The 15,414-nt window shown below is 61.2% G+C and carries 13 protein-coding genes and 4 tRNA genes; 2 read left to right on the plus strand and 15 right to left on the minus strand.

Annotation, left to right across the window (positions count from 1 at the left end; genetic code table 11):
* Positions 1-42 precede the first annotated feature (42 nt).
* The 6 genes from RHM60_RS07175 to leuC form a co-directional block, all read right to left on the minus strand.
* Complete coding sequence (locus tag RHM60_RS07175) at positions 43-1,053, minus strand: aspartate-semialdehyde dehydrogenase (RefSeq protein ID WP_209983176.1); 1,011 nt, start codon at positions 1,051-1,053, stop codon at positions 43-45.
* A gap of 239 nt (positions 1,054-1,292) precedes the next feature.
* Positions 1,293-2,405, minus strand: a complete 1,113-nt coding sequence (gene asd, locus RHM60_RS07180; RefSeq protein ID WP_003234328.1) for an aspartate-semialdehyde dehydrogenase — start codon at positions 2,403-2,405, stop codon at positions 1,293-1,295.
* 64 nt (positions 2,406-2,469) lie between these two features.
* Positions 2,470-3,552 (minus strand): 3-isopropylmalate dehydrogenase, encoded by a 1,083-nt coding sequence (gene leuB / locus RHM60_RS07185; RefSeq protein ID WP_209983178.1) that lies wholly within the window; start codon positions 3,550-3,552, stop codon positions 2,470-2,472.
* A 52-nt stretch (positions 3,553-3,604) separates the two neighbouring features.
* Complete coding sequence (locus RHM60_RS07190) at positions 3,605-4,369, minus strand: class I SAM-dependent methyltransferase (RefSeq protein WP_209983180.1); 765 nt, start codon at positions 4,367-4,369, stop codon at positions 3,605-3,607.
* Between the two features lie 128 nt (positions 4,370-4,497).
* Positions 4,498-5,142, minus strand: coding sequence for a 3-isopropylmalate dehydratase small subunit (leuD, locus tag RHM60_RS07195; protein ID WP_209983181.1), 645 nt, complete (start codon positions 5,140-5,142; stop codon positions 4,498-4,500).
* 10 nt (positions 5,143-5,152) lie between these two features.
* Entirely contained in the window at positions 5,153-6,571 is a 1,419-nt protein-coding gene (gene leuC / locus RHM60_RS07200) for a 3-isopropylmalate dehydratase large subunit (protein ID WP_209983183.1), read from the minus strand.
* A gap of 140 nt (positions 6,572-6,711) precedes the next feature.
* On the opposite strand from leuC, the gene RHM60_RS07205 reads away from it, so the two are divergent.
* Together RHM60_RS07205 and RHM60_RS07210 are read left to right on the plus strand one after the other, a co-directional pair.
* Entirely contained in the window at positions 6,712-7,602 is an 891-nt protein-coding gene (locus RHM60_RS07205) for a LysR family transcriptional regulator (RefSeq protein WP_209983185.1), read from the plus strand.
* Between the two features lie 66 nt (positions 7,603-7,668).
* Positions 7,669-9,786, plus strand: coding sequence for a putative bifunctional diguanylate cyclase/phosphodiesterase (locus tag RHM60_RS07210; RefSeq protein WP_322214075.1), 2,118 nt, complete (start codon positions 7,669-7,671; stop codon positions 9,784-9,786).
* A 10-nt stretch (positions 9,787-9,796) separates the two neighbouring features.
* Here RHM60_RS07210 and RHM60_RS07215 read toward each other — a convergent pair whose 3' ends face one another.
* From RHM60_RS07215 to RHM60_RS07255, 9 genes are all read right to left on the minus strand, one after another.
* Complete coding sequence (locus RHM60_RS07215) at positions 9,797-10,510, minus strand: hypothetical protein (RefSeq protein ID WP_322214077.1); 714 nt, start codon at positions 10,508-10,510, stop codon at positions 9,797-9,799.
* Positions 10,511-10,758: 248 nt separating this feature from the next.
* A complete protein-coding gene (locus tag RHM60_RS07220) occupies positions 10,759-12,168 on the minus strand; it encodes a hypothetical protein (RefSeq protein ID WP_322214079.1) in 1,410 nt (469 codons plus the stop codon).
* Positions 12,169-12,605: 437 nt separating this feature from the next.
* Positions 12,606-13,565: a tRNA dihydrouridine synthase gene (locus RHM60_RS07225; protein ID WP_209983192.1), complete on the minus strand. Its 960-nt coding sequence runs from the start codon at positions 13,563-13,565 to the stop codon at positions 12,606-12,608.
* A gap of 55 nt (positions 13,566-13,620) precedes the next feature.
* Positions 13,621-14,055: an acyl-CoA thioesterase gene (locus tag RHM60_RS07230; RefSeq protein ID WP_231423067.1), complete on the minus strand. Its 435-nt coding sequence runs from the start codon at positions 14,053-14,055 to the stop codon at positions 13,621-13,623.
* Positions 14,056-14,093: 38 nt separating this feature from the next.
* Positions 14,094-14,633 carry a TetR/AcrR family transcriptional regulator gene (locus tag RHM60_RS07235; protein ID WP_209983197.1) on the minus strand — a complete coding sequence of 180 codons (540 nt, stop codon included), beginning with the start codon at positions 14,631-14,633 and terminating at the stop codon, positions 14,094-14,096.
* A gap of 180 nt (positions 14,634-14,813) precedes the next feature.
* Positions 14,814-14,889: transfer RNA gene (locus tag RHM60_RS07240), tRNA-Glu, on the minus strand.
* A 79-nt stretch (positions 14,890-14,968) separates the two neighbouring features.
* A tRNA-Ala gene (locus tag RHM60_RS07245) sits at positions 14,969-15,044 on the minus strand.
* A gap of 49 nt (positions 15,045-15,093) precedes the next feature.
* Positions 15,094-15,169, minus strand: a tRNA-Glu gene (locus RHM60_RS07250).
* A 78-nt stretch (positions 15,170-15,247) separates the two neighbouring features.
* Positions 15,248-15,323, minus strand: a tRNA-Ala gene (locus RHM60_RS07255).
* Positions 15,324-15,414: the final 91 nt, after the last annotated feature.

A 15,414-nucleotide genomic window follows, 5' to 3' on the forward strand; every position in this document is an offset into this window, starting at 1 on the left:
CGCCTGGTTAGAATCAATCTACAAATTGCCGCCAAGTATCTTTTACACAAGGCGTTTTATCAACAACTGCGCCAACTGCACTGCATTCAGGGCTGCGCCCTTGCGTACGTTATCTGACGTCAGCCACATATTTAGTTCCGCAGGGTCGTCCACACCTGCGCGAACGCGCCCTGCATACACCACGTCCTGACCCACCGCATCGCCCACGGCGGTGGGGTAATCCCCCTCCTCCACAAGCTCGATACCCGGCGCGGCTTCGAGTGCGCGGTTGACGGCGGCAAGATCCACCGGCGCCGCCAGTTGCAACGACACCGTGAGGCTGTCGCCAAAGAACACCGGGGCTTGAACGCAGGTGGCGGAAATTTTCAGCGCCGGAGTGTCCAGCACTGCGCGCAGTTCGTGTATCAGACGTTTCTCAAGGTCTGTATGACCTTTCGCATCTGGCTTGCCGACTTGTGCCAACAGGTTGAAGGCCATTTGCCGGTCAAAGAAAGCCGGCTCCAGTGGACGCACGTTCAGCAATTCTGCGGTTTGCCGGGCGAGTTCGCTGACCGCTTCGCGGCCCAGGGCCGACACCGCCAGGTTGGCGGTGACGCTGACGCGCAGGATATCCACCAGGCCGCGCAACGGCGCCAGCACCACGGCGAGGTTAGTCGCCGATGGGCTGGGGCTGCTGACCTGGAACGGTTTTTTCAAGCCTTCCAGCACGTGGGCATTGGCTTCCGGCACCACAGGCGGCGCCTGTTCGGCCGGCAACGCGCCGGACAGATCGATCACCGCACACCCGGCTGCGATGGCGCGCGGGGCGAAACCCAGGGTCACCGCCGGCCCTGCGGCAAAGAACGCCAACTGCGCCTTGCTGAAATCGAACTCATCGACTTCCCGCACCCGCACGTTCTTGCCACGAAACGGCACCGACGCACCGGCGGAATTGCTGCCCGCCAGCAGATACAGAGTGCCGACCGGGAATGACAGCTCTTCGAGAATCTGCACCAGGGTCTCGCCGACGGTGCCGGTGGCGCCGATCACGGCGATTTCAAAGGTCTGGGTCATGGAGGCTGCCTCGGGCATTGCGGGGGGAGCGGCACTTTACCGGGTGGTTGGGGGTGAGGCAATTGGACTGGGTCTGGTGGTGAAGCTGATGGCCCTACCGGGAGCAAGCCCCCTCCCCCATTTCGATGTGTGAACACTATTAAATGTGGGAGGGGGCTTGCTCCCGATGAGGCCCGCAAAGCCAATAAAAAACCCCGCGCCTGTCACCAGAGCACGGGGTTTTCAACATCCGACAGCCATCAACGCTCCAGCAGAATCCGCAGCATCCGACGCAGCGGCTCGGCCGCGCCCCACAGCAGTTGGTCGCCCACGGTGAACGCACCAAGGAACTGGCTGCCCATGTTCAGCTTGCGCAGACGGCCCACCGGTACATTCAGGGTGCCGGTGACCTTGGTCGGGCTCAGCTCCTGCATGCTGATATCACGGTTGTTCGGCACCAGCTTGACCCACGGGTTGTGCTGGCTGATCAGCCCTTCGATATCGGCAATCGGCACGTCCTTGTTCAGCTTGATGGTAAGCGCCTGGCTGTGGCAGCGCATGGCGCCGATGCGCACGCAGATGCCATCCACCGGGATCGGGCTCTTGAAGCGACCGAGGATCTTGTTGGTCTCGGCCTGGGCCTTCCACTCTTCGCGGCTCTGACCGTTCGGCAGCTCCTTGTCGATCCACGGGATCAGGCTGCCGGCCAATGGCACACCGAAGTTCTCGGTCGGGTAAGCCTCGCTGCGCATGGCGTCAGCCACACGGCGGTCAATATCGAGGATCGCGCTGGCCGGGTCGGCCAGTTGATCGGCAACGGCAGCGTGGGTCGCGCCCATCTGCTTGATCAGCTCACGCATGTTCTGCGCGCCGGCGCCGGACGCCGCCTGATAGGTCATGGCACTCATCCATTCGACCAGACCGGCTTCGAACAGGCCACCCAGACCCATCAGCATCAGGCTGACGGTGCAGTTGCCGCCGACGTAGTTTTTGGTGCCGGCGTCCAGTTGCTGGTCGATGACCTTGCGATTGACCGGGTCGAGGATGATCACTGCGTCATCCTGCATCCGCAGGCTCGAGGCGGCGTCGATCCAGTAACCCTGCCAGCCGGCTTCACGCAGCTTGGGGAAGACTTCACTGGTGTAGTCGCCGCCCTGGCAGGTCAGAATCACGTCGAGGGTTTTCAGCTCTTCAATGCTGTAGGCGTCCTTGAGCGGAGCAATATCCTTGCCCACAGACGGCCCTTGGCCACCCACGTTCGAAGTGGTGAAAAACACCGGCTCAATAAGATCGAAATCCTGCTCTTCCAGCATCCGCTGCATGAGCACGGAACCGACCATACCGCGCCAACCGATCAGACCTACACGTTTCATCGCAACTACACCTTGTTCAAAAGTGGGCCGCCTGGCAGCAACAACTGCAAACGGGCCCGAGAGATTACAGATTCCGCAGCGCGGCGACTACTGCGTCGCCCATTTCTTGCGTCCCGACCCGGGTGCAACCCTGCGACCAGATGTCGCCGGTGCGCAAACCCTGGTCCAGCACCAGGCTGACGGCGTTCTCGATAGCGTCCGCCGCGTCGCCCAGGTTGAAGCTGTAACGCAGCATCATCGACACCGACAAAATGGTCGCCAGCGGGTTGGCAATGCCCTGCCCCGCGATGTCCGGCGCCGAACCGTGACACGGCTCGTACATGCCTTTGTTATTGGTGTCCAGGGACGCTGACGGCAGCATGCCAATGGAGCCGGTGAGCATCGAGGCCTGGTCGGACAGGATGTCGCCGAACAGGTTGTCGGTGACAATCACATCAAACTGCTTGGGCGCGCGCACCAGTTGCATGGCGGCATTGTCGACGTACATGTGGCTCAGTTCGACGTCGGGGTAGTCCTTGGCGACTTCTTCGACGATTTCGCGCCACAGTTGGCTGGAGGCCAGCACGTTGGCCTTGTCCACCGAGCAGACCTTCTTGCCACGCACGCGAGCCATGTCGAACCCGACACGGGCGATACGGCGGATTTCGCTCTCGCTGTATGGCAGCGTGTCGTAGGCCTGGCGCTCGCCATTTTCCAGCTCACGCACGCCCCGTGGCGAGCCGAAGTAAATGCCGCCGGTCAGCTCACGCACGATGAGGATATCCAGGCCCGCCACCACTTCCGGCTTGAGGCTCGAAGCGTCGGCCAGTTGCGGATAGAGGATCGCCGGGCGCAGGTTGCCGAACAGGCCCAGTTGCGCGCGGATCTTCAGCAGGCCGCGCTCGGGGCGGATGTCGCGTTCGATCTTGTCCCACTTGGGCCCACCCACGGCGCCGAGCAGCACGGCGTCGGCCGCACGGGCGCGGTCCAGGGTTTCGTCGGCCAGCGGCACGCCGTGCTTGTCGATGGCCGCGCCGCCGATCACGTCGTGGCTCAGTTCGAAGCCCAGGCTGTACTTGCTGTTGGCCAATTCCAGCACCTTGACCGCTTCGGCCATGATTTCCGGACCGATACCGTCGCCAGGGAGAATCAGAATCTGCTTGCTCATGGGTTCCTCATTTCATCAAGCGACCCGCCCGCAGGCAGGTCGGGAAAATTGATCAGCGTTCGGCCCACACCACCAGCACATCGGTGCTGAAGGTGCCATCGGCCTGAATCTCGAAGTAATCGCGCACTTCCTGGCCCATCGCCTGTTGCAGCTCAAGGATGGCCGCACGCAAGGCCGGTGGCGTGCGCATGCGCTCCACCCAGGAGGTGTATTCCAGGCGCAGACGCTGACGGCTGCTGCTGCGTACATGCAAACCGGCTTCGCTGAGCTGGCGCATCCACTCGGCGGCCGAGTAATCACGCACATGGCTGGTGTCGCGCAGCACTTCGACGGTTTGCAGGTAAGTGTCCAGCAACGGACTGCCCGGCGACAACACGTCGACGAACGCCGCTACCCCGCCCGGCTTGAGTACGCGGCGCACTTCGCGCAGGGCCAGGCCGAGGTCGCTCCAGTGGTGAGCCGAATAGCGGCTGAACACGAAGTCGAACTCGCCATCGGCGAAGGACAGACGTTCGGCGGCGCCATGGACGGTGCTGATATTGGTAAAACCACGGTCCTGCGCGGCGGCGGCCACCACGTCGAGCATCTGCTGGGACAGGTCGTAGGCCACCACGTCTTTAACCAGCGGCGCAACGTGAAAGCTCACATGCCCGGCGCCGCAGCCCAGGTCCAGCAGGCGTGCATCGCCTTGCCCAGCCAGTTCGGCCTGCAGCAGTGCAAATTCGCTGCCCTGGGCGTGCACGGCACTGCTCAGGTAGGCCGAGGCCTGCTCGCCGAATTGTTTTTGCACGACTTGGGTGTGGGCGGTCTGGGTCATGGGGACTGTCCTTGGGTGTTGTGGTGTTAACACTGGCCTCATCGGGAGCAAGCCCCCTCCCACAGGGGAACACATTCCACCCGTGGGAGGGGCTTGCTCCCGATGACGGCGGCCCTGCCTACATCAATTCAGGCATCACGAAACAACCAGGGCTGGCTCGCCCGATGCTTGCTCTCAAATGCCGCAATCGCATCGCCGTCCTGCAAGGTCAGGCCGATATCGTCCAGGCCATTGATCAGGCAGTGCTTGCGGAACGCGTCCACCTCAAAGTGGTACACCTTGCCATCCGGACGAGTCACCGTCTGTGCCGCCAGGTCGACAGTCAACTGGTAACCCTCTTCGGCTTCCACCTGCTTGAACAGCTCGTCCACTTCGGCATCGGTGAGGATGATCGGCAGCAGCCCGTTCTTGAAGCTGTTGTTGAAGAAGATGTCGGCGTAGCTCGGCGCGATGATGCTGCGAAAGCCGTATTCTTCCAGGGCCCACGGCGCGTGTTCACGGCTGGAGCCGCAACCGAAATTTTCCCGCGCCAGCAACACGCTGGCGCCCTGATAACGCTCGGCGTTGAGCACGAAATCCTTGTTCAGCGGACGCTTGGAGTTGTCCTGATAGGCATAGCCCACATCCAGGTAGCGCCACTCGTCGAACAGGTTGGGGCCGAAACCGGTGCGTTTGATCGACTTCAGGAACTGCTTGGGAATGATCTGGTCGGTGTCCACGTTGGCACGGTCCAACGGCGCGACCAGACCGGTGTGTTGGGTAAAAGCTCTCATCAGGAATTCCTCAGATCAATTCGCGAACGTCGATGAAACGACCGTTGACGGCGGCCGCAGCGGCCATGGCCGGGCTGACCAGGTGAGTACGCCCGCCGGCGCCCTGACGGCCTTCGAAGTTACGGTTGGAGGTGGACGCGCAATGCTCGCCCGACTCAAGACGGTCCGGGTTCATCGCCAGGCACATCGAGCAGCCCGGCTCACGCCATTCAAAACCGGCTTCGAGGAAGATCTTGTCGAGGCCTTCGGCTTCGGCTTGCGCCTTGACCAGGCCCGAGCCCGGCACCACGATCGCTTGCTTGATGGTCGAAGCCACCTTGCGGCCCTTGGCGATCACCGCCGCCGCGCGCAGGTCTTCGATGCGCGAGTTGGTGCAGGAGCCGATGAATACGCGATCCAATTGAATGTCGGTAATCGCCTGGTTGGCTTTGAGGCCCATGTACTTCAAGGCGCGCTCGATGGAACCGCGCTTGACCAGGTCGGTTTCCTGCGCCGGGTCCGGCACGTTCTGGTCGACGGCCAGGACCATTTCCGGCGAGGTGCCCCAGCTGACTTGCGGCTTGATCTGCGTAGCGTCCAGCTCGACCACGGTGTCGAACACCGCATCGGCGTCGGAGACCAGGTCTTTCCAGGCCTCGACCGCAGCGTCCCAATCGGCGCCTTGTGGCGCAAACGGACGCCCCTTGACGTACTCGACGGTTTTCTCATCCGCCGCCACCATGCCTACACGGGCACCGGCTTCGATGGACATGTTGCAGATGGTCATGCGGCCTTCGATGGACAGGTCGCGAATCGCGCTGCCGGCGAACTCGATGGCGTGGCCGTTACCGCCGGCGGTGCCGATCTTGCCGATCACGGCGAGCACGATGTCCTTGGCAGTCACGCCGAACGGCAACGTGCCTTCGACGCGCACCAGCATGTTCTTCATTTTTTTGGCGACCAGGCACTGAGTGGCGAACACGTGCTCCACCTCGGACGTGCCGATGCCATGGGCCAGGGCACCGAACGCGCCGTGGGTGGACGTGTGGGAGTCACCGCAGACCACGGTCATGCCCGGCAAGGTCGCGCCCTGCTCCGGGCCGATCACGTGGACGATGCCCTGGCGCACATCATTCATCTTGAATTCGGTGATGCCATATTCGTCGCAATAGTCGTCGAGGGTCTGCACCTGCAGGCGCGACACGGTGTCGGCAATTGCGTCGATGCCACCCTTGCGTTCCGGGGTGGTCGGCACGTTGTGGTCGGGAGTGGCGATGATCGAGTCGACGCGCCAGGGCTTGCGCCCGGCCAGTCGCAGGCCTTCGAACGCTTGGGGCGAGGTCACTTCATGGATGATGTGACGGTCGATGTAGATCAGCGACGATCCATCATCGCGACGTTTCACTTCATGGGAATCCCAAAGCTTGTCGTACAGCGTTTTGCCGGCCATCAGTCGGTCCTCATCAGCGGTGCATCTCTATGCCGGGCTTTTCAATAACCCTTTGGCTTGTGAGGCTGATGGTATGGCGCTACATTAAATAACTCAAATTCATAATTTTTATGCTTTGGATTACCAACTGGAATACCACCATGGACCTGGCCAACCTCAATGCCTTTATTGCCATCGCCGAGAGCGGCAGCTTTTCCGGTGCCGGCGAACGCCTGCACCTGACCCAACCGGCCATCAGCAAACGCATTGCCGGCCTGGAACAGCAATTGAACGTACGGCTGTTCGACCGCCTGGGCCGCGAGGTAGGCCTCACCGAGGCGGGCCGGGCCTTGCTGCCGCGCGCCTATCAGATCCTCAATGTGCTGGATGACACCCGCCGCGCGCTCACCAACCTCACCGGCGAAGTCAGCGGGCGCCTCACCCTGGCCACCAGTCACCACATCGGCCTGCATCGCCTGCCACCGATCCTGCGCGCCTTTACCCGGGAATACCCCCACGTCGCGCTGGATATTCAGTTCCTCGATTCGGAAGTGGCCTACGAAGAAATCCTCCACGGCCGCGCCGAAGTGGCCGTGATCACCCTGGCGCCCGCGCCCCATCACCTGGTGCGCGCCACGCCGGTATGGGATGACCCGCTGGACTTTGTGGTGGCGCCGGAACACAGCCTGACCGGCAACGCCCGCGTGAGCCTGGCCGATATCGCACGGCATCCGGCGGTTTTTCCCGGCGGCAATACCTTTACCCATCATATTGTCAGCAAGCTGTTCGGCGCCCAGGGCCTCACGCCCAACATCGCGATGAGCACCAATTACCTGGAAACCATCAAGATGATGGTCTCCATCGGCCTGGCCTGGAGCGTGCTGCCGCGTACCATGCTCGATGATCAGGTGACAAGCATCGCTTTGCCCGGCATACAGCTCAGTCGCCAGCTAGGCTATATCGTGCACACCGAAAGGACGCTGTCGAACGCTGCACGAGCCTTCATGAGCCTGCTGGATGCACAGGTCGATCTGCCAGGGATACCGGCATAACGCCGTGCGGCCGTGGGCCTTGAACAAAACCGCGCTGTCTGCCCATCGAGCCAAGGCCCTTTGATAATGCACACCCCTGTCAACCCCGAGCACAACACTGCCGAGCAGGCGCTCAAGGACAGCCAGGAGCGCCTCGACCTGGCGCTGGAATCGGCGCAACTGGGCACCTGGGACTGGCACATTCCCACCGGCATGCTCTACGGCTCGGCCCGCGCCGCTCAACTGCATGGCTTGCCACCCGAACCCTTCCATGAGCCTTTCGAGGCATTTTTCGAGGGCATGCCCGATTCCGATCGCGACAACATGCGCAGCGCCTACCGCACTCTGCGCAAGGGCCCGGCCGGCAATTACCAGCTGATTTACCGCGTGCCTCTGGAAGACGGCAGCGTGCGCTACCTGGAAAGCCGCGCCCGGCTGTATCGCGACGAACACGGCGCCCCGCTGCGCATGGCCGGCACCCTGCTGGACATCACAGACCAGGTCGAGCGCGAACAACGGCTCATTGCCTCCGAAGAAAAATTCGCCAGCGTATTTCATGCCAGTCCCAACGCGATTTCCATCACCGAACGCGACACGGGCCGGTATGTCGAGGTCAATGACGGCTTTTGCCGCCTGACCGGCTATCGCGCCGAGGAGGCCATCGGCCTCACGCTGTACCAGATCGGCATCTGGGCCGATGAAAACCAGCGCTCGGCGTTATTGGCCGAACTCGCGATCAAGGGCCGCATTCATCACCTGGAAATGCTCTGGCACAACCGGCGTGGCGAAGTGCTGTCGGTGGAGGTCTCGGTAGAACCGATTACCCTCAATGAAACCCCGTGCCTGCTGTTGACCGCGCGGGACGTGAGCCTGCTGAAAAACGCCCAGGCGCAGATCCGCCACCTGGCCTACCACGACCCACTCACCAACCTGCCCAACCGCGCGCTGCTGATGGACCGTCTGAGCCAGCAGATTGCCCTGCTCAAGCGCCATGACCTGCGTGGCGCCCTGCTGTTTCTCGACCTCGACCATTTCAAGCACATCAATGATTCCCTCGGGCACCCGGTGGGCGACACCGTGCTGAAAATGATCACCGCGCGCCTGGAAGCCAGCGTGCGCATGGAGGACACCGTCGCGCGCCTGGGTGGCGATGAGTTCGTGGTGCTGCTCAGTGGCCTGCAAGGTTCACGCACAGAGGTCAGCCGGCAGGTGCAGGACCTCGCCGAGACGTTGCGCCACTTGCTCTCGGAGCCGATGTTCCTGGACGGCCACCGCCTGCAGGTCACACCGAGCATTGGCGTGGCGTTGATTCCCGACCATGGCTCGACCCCGACCGACCTGCTCAAGCGCGCCGACATTGCGCTGTACCGCGCCAAGGACTCGGGGCGCAACACCACGCAGATGTTTCACGACAGCATGCAGAAAGCCGCCAGCGAACGCCTGCGCATGGAAACCGACCTGCGCCTGGCGCTCTCGCGCGGCGAGTTCAGCGTGCATTACCAGCCCCAGGTGGATGCGCGCGGCAGCCACATCGTCGGGGCCGAGGCCCTGGTGCGCTGGCAGCATCCGCAACTGGGCGCGCAGTCGCCGGCCGAATTTATCAAGGTACTGGAAGACAGCGGCCTGATCCTCGAGGTGGGCACCTGGATTCTTGATGAGGCCTGCGCAGGTTTTGCGCAATTGATCGCCGACGGCCTGGTGGACCCGCTGAATTTCAGCCTGTGCGTGAACATCAGCCCACGGCAGTTTCGCCAGAACGACTTTGTGGAACGGGTAGAGTACAGCCTCAAACAGCATGCATTGCCGTTCAGCCTGCTGAAACTGGAAATCACCGAAGGCATCGTGATCCAGAACCTGGACGACACGGTACTGAAGATGCGCCGCCTGAAAAAGCTCGGCGTGAGCTTTGCCATGGATGACTTCGGCACCGGCTATTCGTCATTGACCTACCTCAAGCGCCTGCCGGTGGATGCGCTGAAAATCGACCAGTCGTTCGTGCGCGATGCAACCCACGACCCCAACGACGCCGAGATCATCCGCGCGATCGTGGCGATGGCGCGCAGCCTGAACCTGGAGGTGATCGCCGAGGGCGTGGAAACCCTGGAACAGCTGGCGTTCCTGCAAGGCCTGGGCTGTCACCTGTATCAGGGTTACCTGCACAGCCGGCCGCTGCCCATCGAGCGGTTCAGGACGCTGCTGATGTAGCGCGCGGCGCTCACACCAGGGCGACCGCTTCGCCCTCCCTCGGCCCGCCGCCCCTGCGGCCCCACAGTTCTTCATGTCCGCCAATCACCGCAACCGAATGGGCGTCGGTGTTGATCATGCCCAACTGGCCGCGGGCCAAGGCCGCGACTGAGGTTTTTCTCACATAACGGCTCAAACCCAGGCGCTTGAGCGCCTCGCCGGTTTCCTGCTCGTCTTCACCGTCGTTGAGGCTGTTGATGGCCGCGCTGAAGCTGGCGCCCGCCGTGCCGTCGTTGTTTTGCTCCTGCGCGCGCTTGGCGCTGACGGCAAACAGAAAGTTGGCATCCTTGAGCATTCCGGCATCCGCGCCTTTGAAACGTGCTTCGCGAGCGGCTTGTGACAACTCCTGATTGGACACACTGAGCGTATGGCCGTCCCGCAGCGTCACGTCATAGCCGCGCGGCGCTCTCTGAACCCTTTCGAAAATACTTACGGGGCTCTGACCGAACCGGGCCATGGCCACCTTGATCGCTGCCACCGTGACGCAGTTGCCCTGATTGCTCTGGCGAAAACCGCGCCAGATATCAGCGGGCTGTTCGCCAACGGCTTTTGTGGACACGTGCGAGGGGCTTTCCACGCTTGCGCTGACACCCCGCCATTGGTTCATCACCGTCCTTAAGAGGCTCACCAGGTGCATGCCGTTACCGGCAAGCCGGCAACACTCGCGGTTGCGTTGTACGAACACCCATGAAGGCTCGGGATAAACGTAACGCTGCTGGACGTGCGAAGGCGTGTGGCGGACAGCGCTGCACACGCCCGTAACCGCCCGGTAATACTCATCCCTGAAACCTGCTGCGCATGTATTGAAGATTGAAAACATGAACCCTCCCTTGAACGCGTCTCCCCGACTGCATGAGCAGTCGGGGAGTCTTGGTCAGCCATTAGCTAGTGAAGATGTCTGCGAGGCTGTATCGACATAGCCCGCCGACGGTCTCAGCCAAAACGTCCAAAGATCGGATGTCCAGCGGCTGGAGCAGGCGACCTGATACCTGGGCGGACCTTGATCTCGCTGTCAGCCCCTACGGTGGTCTCCCGCTTAGCGTCCTTGTGCGCGGCCGTTGTGTGCTCATGCTCATGCACCGTCTCTGCTGCGGTCGTCGTTTGCGCCCCTGCATCCAGCGCGGTATCGACCTTTCCTTCTGTGTCCGTCTTCATCTCGGCCTCCGTTTTGAACGTACTAGGCGTCGCTGGAAGGGTTTTCGCCTCAGCGCGTAACGGGTTCGCGGCCCTGGTTTCGGTGATCAAGGCAGCGCCATCGCGCTCACCAACCTTTTCCTCGTCGATAATCAATCGTGGCTTGATCGACGAGGCTGTATTGGACCCGTCATGGGAAGTCACCTTGACCTGAACGCCGGCAGCCAGGTTGATTCTGTACTGTTTGCCGCTCTCGGGCGTCAAGTTCACCTGGGTGCTGCCATCGGGCATGACCGTCACCTTCGCATCACCATCGGCCGAAAAATTCAGCGACGCATCTTTTTCAATGCCTTGCGCTACCGGTGCAGGGCTGTCAGTACGTGCGCTTAGCTGCACGGCTTGCTCGGCGCCAAGCTTGACTTTTACCGCTTGCTCTTGGTTCTTGGGCAGCACTTGGGTGTCAGCGTCTTTCAGGTCGATCTGTAAGCCGCCATCAGCGCCAAGCTTCACCTGAGCGCCAGTATCGGCCCTTGCAGGCTTGGATTGGGTGTCAGCATCTTTCAGGTCGATCTGTAAACCGCCATCAGCGCCAAGCTTCACCTGAGCGCCAGTATCGGCCCTTGCAGGCTTGGATTGGGTGTCAGCATCTTTCAGGTCGATCTGTATACCGCCATCAGCGCCAAGCTTCACCTGAGCGCCAGTCTCGGCCTTTGCAGGCTTGGATTGGGTGTCAGCATCTTTCAGGTCGATCTGTAAACCGCCATCAGCGCCAAGCTTCACCTGAGCGCCAGTCTCGGCCCTTGCAGGCTTGGATTGGGTGTCAGCATCTTTCAAGCTCACTTGCACATTACCTTCAGCACCCGCTTTCATCTGGACATCGGATTTCACCAACGTTACCGGCGGACTCTGCACATCAACCGGCAACTTGGAACTGCCGCCCCAGCCCGATAGAAAGTTGCGCATTGCTTTCAGGACCAGTTCGAACATTTCCAACATCTTTTCCAGAGCATCGGCACTCACGGTCACTTGCTTGGCGCCGCCCTCGACAGTGTCGAGACGCGGCGCCATGTTGCTTTTTGGAACAAACCCGAGGTTATTGACCGGCTTTTCCATCGCTTGCGTTATCTGCGCAGCCGTGTCGCCTTTCGCATTAACATCCGACTTGAAACCCGCAACATTATTCATCGATATAGTAGACATCTGATTCATCTCATTCCTGGGGTGACGCCGCCGGTGCAGTCATCATTTAACACCGGCAACGATAGATTGGGCTGCAAGTAAACATCATCACTTCGCAGTCCCTACTTTCGTGGGGCGCGGCGATATTGAGTTCCAGAAATCCGCGATCACATAAGGAAAACAAAATCGAAAATCAGACTTTACCCCGTTTTGTCCCAGGAAAATCAGAGTGTTGGCCGGTGCAAACGGCGCTTGCACAGATATATAAAGTAATAAGCAGACCACACTTTAAACTCATGAAATCATTAAGCCCCTCCCTCGGCTGACGCCCATGTTAATACGCGCGCGCGATTCCCGCCGCCGCGCCAACATCAATCAACTGCCGAACACTACGTTTAGACGATCAAAAAAAAGGAGCGCCCATGGCCCCCCCTGATTTAGTGTTTAAAAACGTTATGAATATGAACTTAATCGTTCAGTGCAGGTTGCACACCGATTAACTCCGCGACCTTGTCCAATGCGGTCTCGCGGCGCAAGGCGTGGAACAACTCCACCGCCTGCGGATAGTTGCGCGTCAGCATCGCCAGCCACTGCTTCAAGCGACCGGGTGCCTGCTTTTCCGTCAACTGCGCCACCGACTGCCTCCAGAAGTCATGGAGCATCGGCTGCATCTGCGCCCATGTCATCTCCACCACGTCCTCACCGGCACGTGCGGCCGCAATCTGCCGCGCCAGGTCGGGCCGTGCGACCAGACCACGGCCCAGCATGATGTGTTCGGCGCCACTGATTTCGCGGCAACGCTTCCAGTCTTCAACGCTCCAGATATCGCCATTGGCAAACACCGGCACCTTGACCACGTCCTGCACTCGCGGGATCCACTCCCAATGGGCCGGCGGCTTGTAGCCGTCGGTCTTGGTGCGCGCATGCACCACGATATGCGCCGCGCCGCCCTCGGCCAGCGCGGTGGCACACACCAGCGCGCCATCCGGGCTGTCGAAGCCCAGGCGCATCTTGGCGGTCACCGGGATATGCGCCGGGACGGCGCGACGCACGTGCTCGACAATCCGGTTGAGCAGCTCCGGCTCCTTGAGCAGCACCGCACCACCGCGTGACTTGTTGACCGTCTTGGCCGGGCAGCCGAAGTTCAAGTCGATCACCTGCGAGCCCAGCTCACAGGCCAAGACGGCGTTTTCCGCGAGGCACACCGGGTCCGAACCGAGCAACTGCACACGCAGCGGCACACCCGCAGCGGTCCGGGCACCTTGCAGCAGTTCAGGGGCGAGCTTGTGGAAATAGGCCGGGGTGAGCAGGCGGTCGTTGACGCGGATGAACTCGGTCACGCACCAGTCGATCCCGCCGACGCGGGTCAGCACGTCACGCAGGATGTTGTCGACCAACCCCTCCATGGGCGCCAGGGCAATTTGCATGGAAAACACTCAACAAAAATCGTGGCGCAGTTTACTGGGTTTCCTGTGGGAAACGTTAACCCCCGGTCAGCGCAGGGCCGTAACCGTCGAGAAACTCACTGGGCATGCGCTTGGGCTTGCCGCTGGACAGCTCGATACACACGAAGGTGGTTTGCGCGCGCAACAGCGTGACACCGTCACGCGGGCGCATCAGTTGAAAGCGGCGAGTCATCTTCAGGCGCTGGTCCCAGTCGACGATCCAGGTGGCCAGTTGCAGCTCATCGCCTTCGTAGCCGGCCGCCAGGTAGTCGATCTCATGGCGCACCACGGCCATGGCACGGTCCAGGCGGCGATACTCGGTGAGGTCCAGCCCCAGACGCTGTGAGTGCCGCCAGGCGCAGCGTTCCAGCCAGGATACGTACACCGCGTTATTGGCGTGCCCCAGGCCGTCGATGTCCTCGGGACCGACCTGCAGATCGATGATGAACGGCGTTGCCAGATCCCAGCCCATGCCTTGCTCCTGTCGTTTGATGTCGGCGCGGCAGTGTATCAACGCACCGCCGACTTCGCTGCGCGCAACACGCGATCCGACAATTCGCCAGGTCCAAGGGCGCGCGCAAGTGACAAGCCACCGATCATCAAGGCCATGCCCGCTAAGGCCTTGTCGGTGTCTTCGGGGCTGGCGGCCAGTTGAGCGGCCATCAGCTCCGTGTGCTCATTGAGCGCCTGACGGAATTCATCCGGCAGGCGGCCCATCTCGCCCACGGTGGCCGGTAGCGGGCAGGCTTGCGTGGTGGAGTCGCGATGCTTGCGCGACAGGTAGAAGGCCGCCGCCAGGCCGCGACGCTCTTCGCCACTGAGTTGGGCATCGATGTCCTGAATCGCCGCGCGACGCCTGGCCAGCAACGCGGTAAAGGCCTCCAGCATCAACGCGTCCTTGCTTTCGAAGTGCGCGTAGAAACCACCGACGGTCAGCCCCGCCGCCGCCATGACTTCGCCCACACTCGGCTCGGCCGGGCCGCGCTGGATCAGCGCGGCGCTGGCGGCCTGCAGAATGCGTTCGCGGGTTTGCGCTTTTTTATCGCTCATCAAAGGGCTCCGTCGTTCATGGGCCGGATATTATTATCATGATAATACTTGGCAGGCGAGCGATGCGACGGCAGGTTGGAATGGGAGAAGGGATCAGCAGCGATTGGCCAAACGCCAGACAAACAAAAGGGCCATTCAATAATTGAATGACCCTTAAAAATCCCGCAGAGCGGGTAATCGTGGCGTCCCCTAGGGGACTCGAACCCCTGTTACCGCCGTGAAAGGGCGGTGTCCTAGGCCACTAGACGAAGGGGACACAAACCTTCTGTACAACAGACCAGCGCTGAGTGCTGATCGATTCAAGGCCGGTGTGGCCAGACCTTGAACCTGTAGATTGGTGGAGCTAAACGGGATCGAACCGTTGACCTCTTGCATGCCATGCAAGCGCTCTCCCAGCTGAGCTATAGCCCCGATTTTTCGCCTGGCGGCGCAGCAGATCTTGCGAACTGCTTGTTGAAACTGGCGTCCCCTAGGGGACTCGAACCCCTGTTACCGCCGTGAAAGGGCGGTGTCCTAGGCCACTAGACGAAGGGGACAAAACCTTCTGTACAACTGATCAGCGCTGAGAGCTGATCGACTCAAGGCCGGTGTGGCCAGACCTTGAACCTGTAAATTGGTGGAGCTAAACGGGATCGAACCGTTGACCTCTTGCATGCCATGCAAGCGCTCTCCCAGCTGAGCTATAGCCCCTCATCGGTGAGGACGGGGCGAATCTTAATGGCGGTTTGGAAGTGTGTCAAATTTATTTTCAACAATTTCCAAAGTTTTTTGCCGGGATAAC

The sequence above is a fragment of the Pseudomonas sp. MH9.3 genome (assembly GCF_034354675.1).
Classification (GTDB): Bacteria; Pseudomonadota; Gammaproteobacteria; order Pseudomonadales; family Pseudomonadaceae; genus Aquipseudomonas.

Excerpts from the sequence above, each read along its gene's own strand:
- RHM60_RS07175 (WP_209983176.1), bottom strand. The coding sequence starts at position 1,053 with ATGACCCAGACCTTTGAAATCGCCGTGATCGGCGCCACCGGCACCGTC.
- asd (WP_003234328.1), bottom strand. The coding sequence starts at position 2,405 with ATGAAACGTGTAGGTCTGATCGGTTGGCGCGGTATGGTCGGTTCCGTG.
- leuB (WP_209983178.1), bottom strand. The coding sequence starts at position 3,552 with ATGAGCAAGCAGATTCTGATTCTCCCTGGCGACGGTATCGGTCCGGAA.
- RHM60_RS07190 (WP_209983180.1), bottom strand. The coding sequence starts at position 4,369 with ATGACCCAGACCGCCCACACCCAAGTCGTGCAAAAACAATTCGGCGAG.
- leuD (WP_209983181.1), bottom strand. The coding sequence starts at position 5,142 with ATGAGAGCTTTTACCCAACACACCGGTCTGGTCGCGCCGTTGGACCGT.
- leuC (WP_209983183.1), bottom strand. The coding sequence starts at position 6,571 with ATGGCCGGCAAAACGCTGTACGACAAGCTTTGGGATTCCCATGAAGTG.
- RHM60_RS07205 (WP_209983185.1), top strand. The coding sequence starts at position 6,712 with ATGGACCTGGCCAACCTCAATGCCTTTATTGCCATCGCCGAGAGCGGC.
- RHM60_RS07210 (WP_322214075.1), top strand. The coding sequence starts at position 7,669 with ATGCACACCCCTGTCAACCCCGAGCACAACACTGCCGAGCAGGCGCTC.
- RHM60_RS07220 (WP_322214079.1), bottom strand. The coding sequence starts at position 12,168 with ATGAATCAGATGTCTACTATATCGATGAATAATGTTGCGGGTTTCAAG.
- RHM60_RS07225 (WP_209983192.1), bottom strand. The coding sequence starts at position 13,565 with ATGCAAATTGCCCTGGCGCCCATGGAGGGGTTGGTCGACAACATCCTG.
- RHM60_RS07230 (WP_231423067.1), bottom strand. The coding sequence starts at position 14,055 with ATGGGCTGGGATCTGGCAACGCCGTTCATCATCGATCTGCAGGTCGGT.
- RHM60_RS07235 (WP_209983197.1), bottom strand. The coding sequence starts at position 14,633 with ATGAGCGATAAAAAAGCGCAAACCCGCGAACGCATTCTGCAGGCCGCC.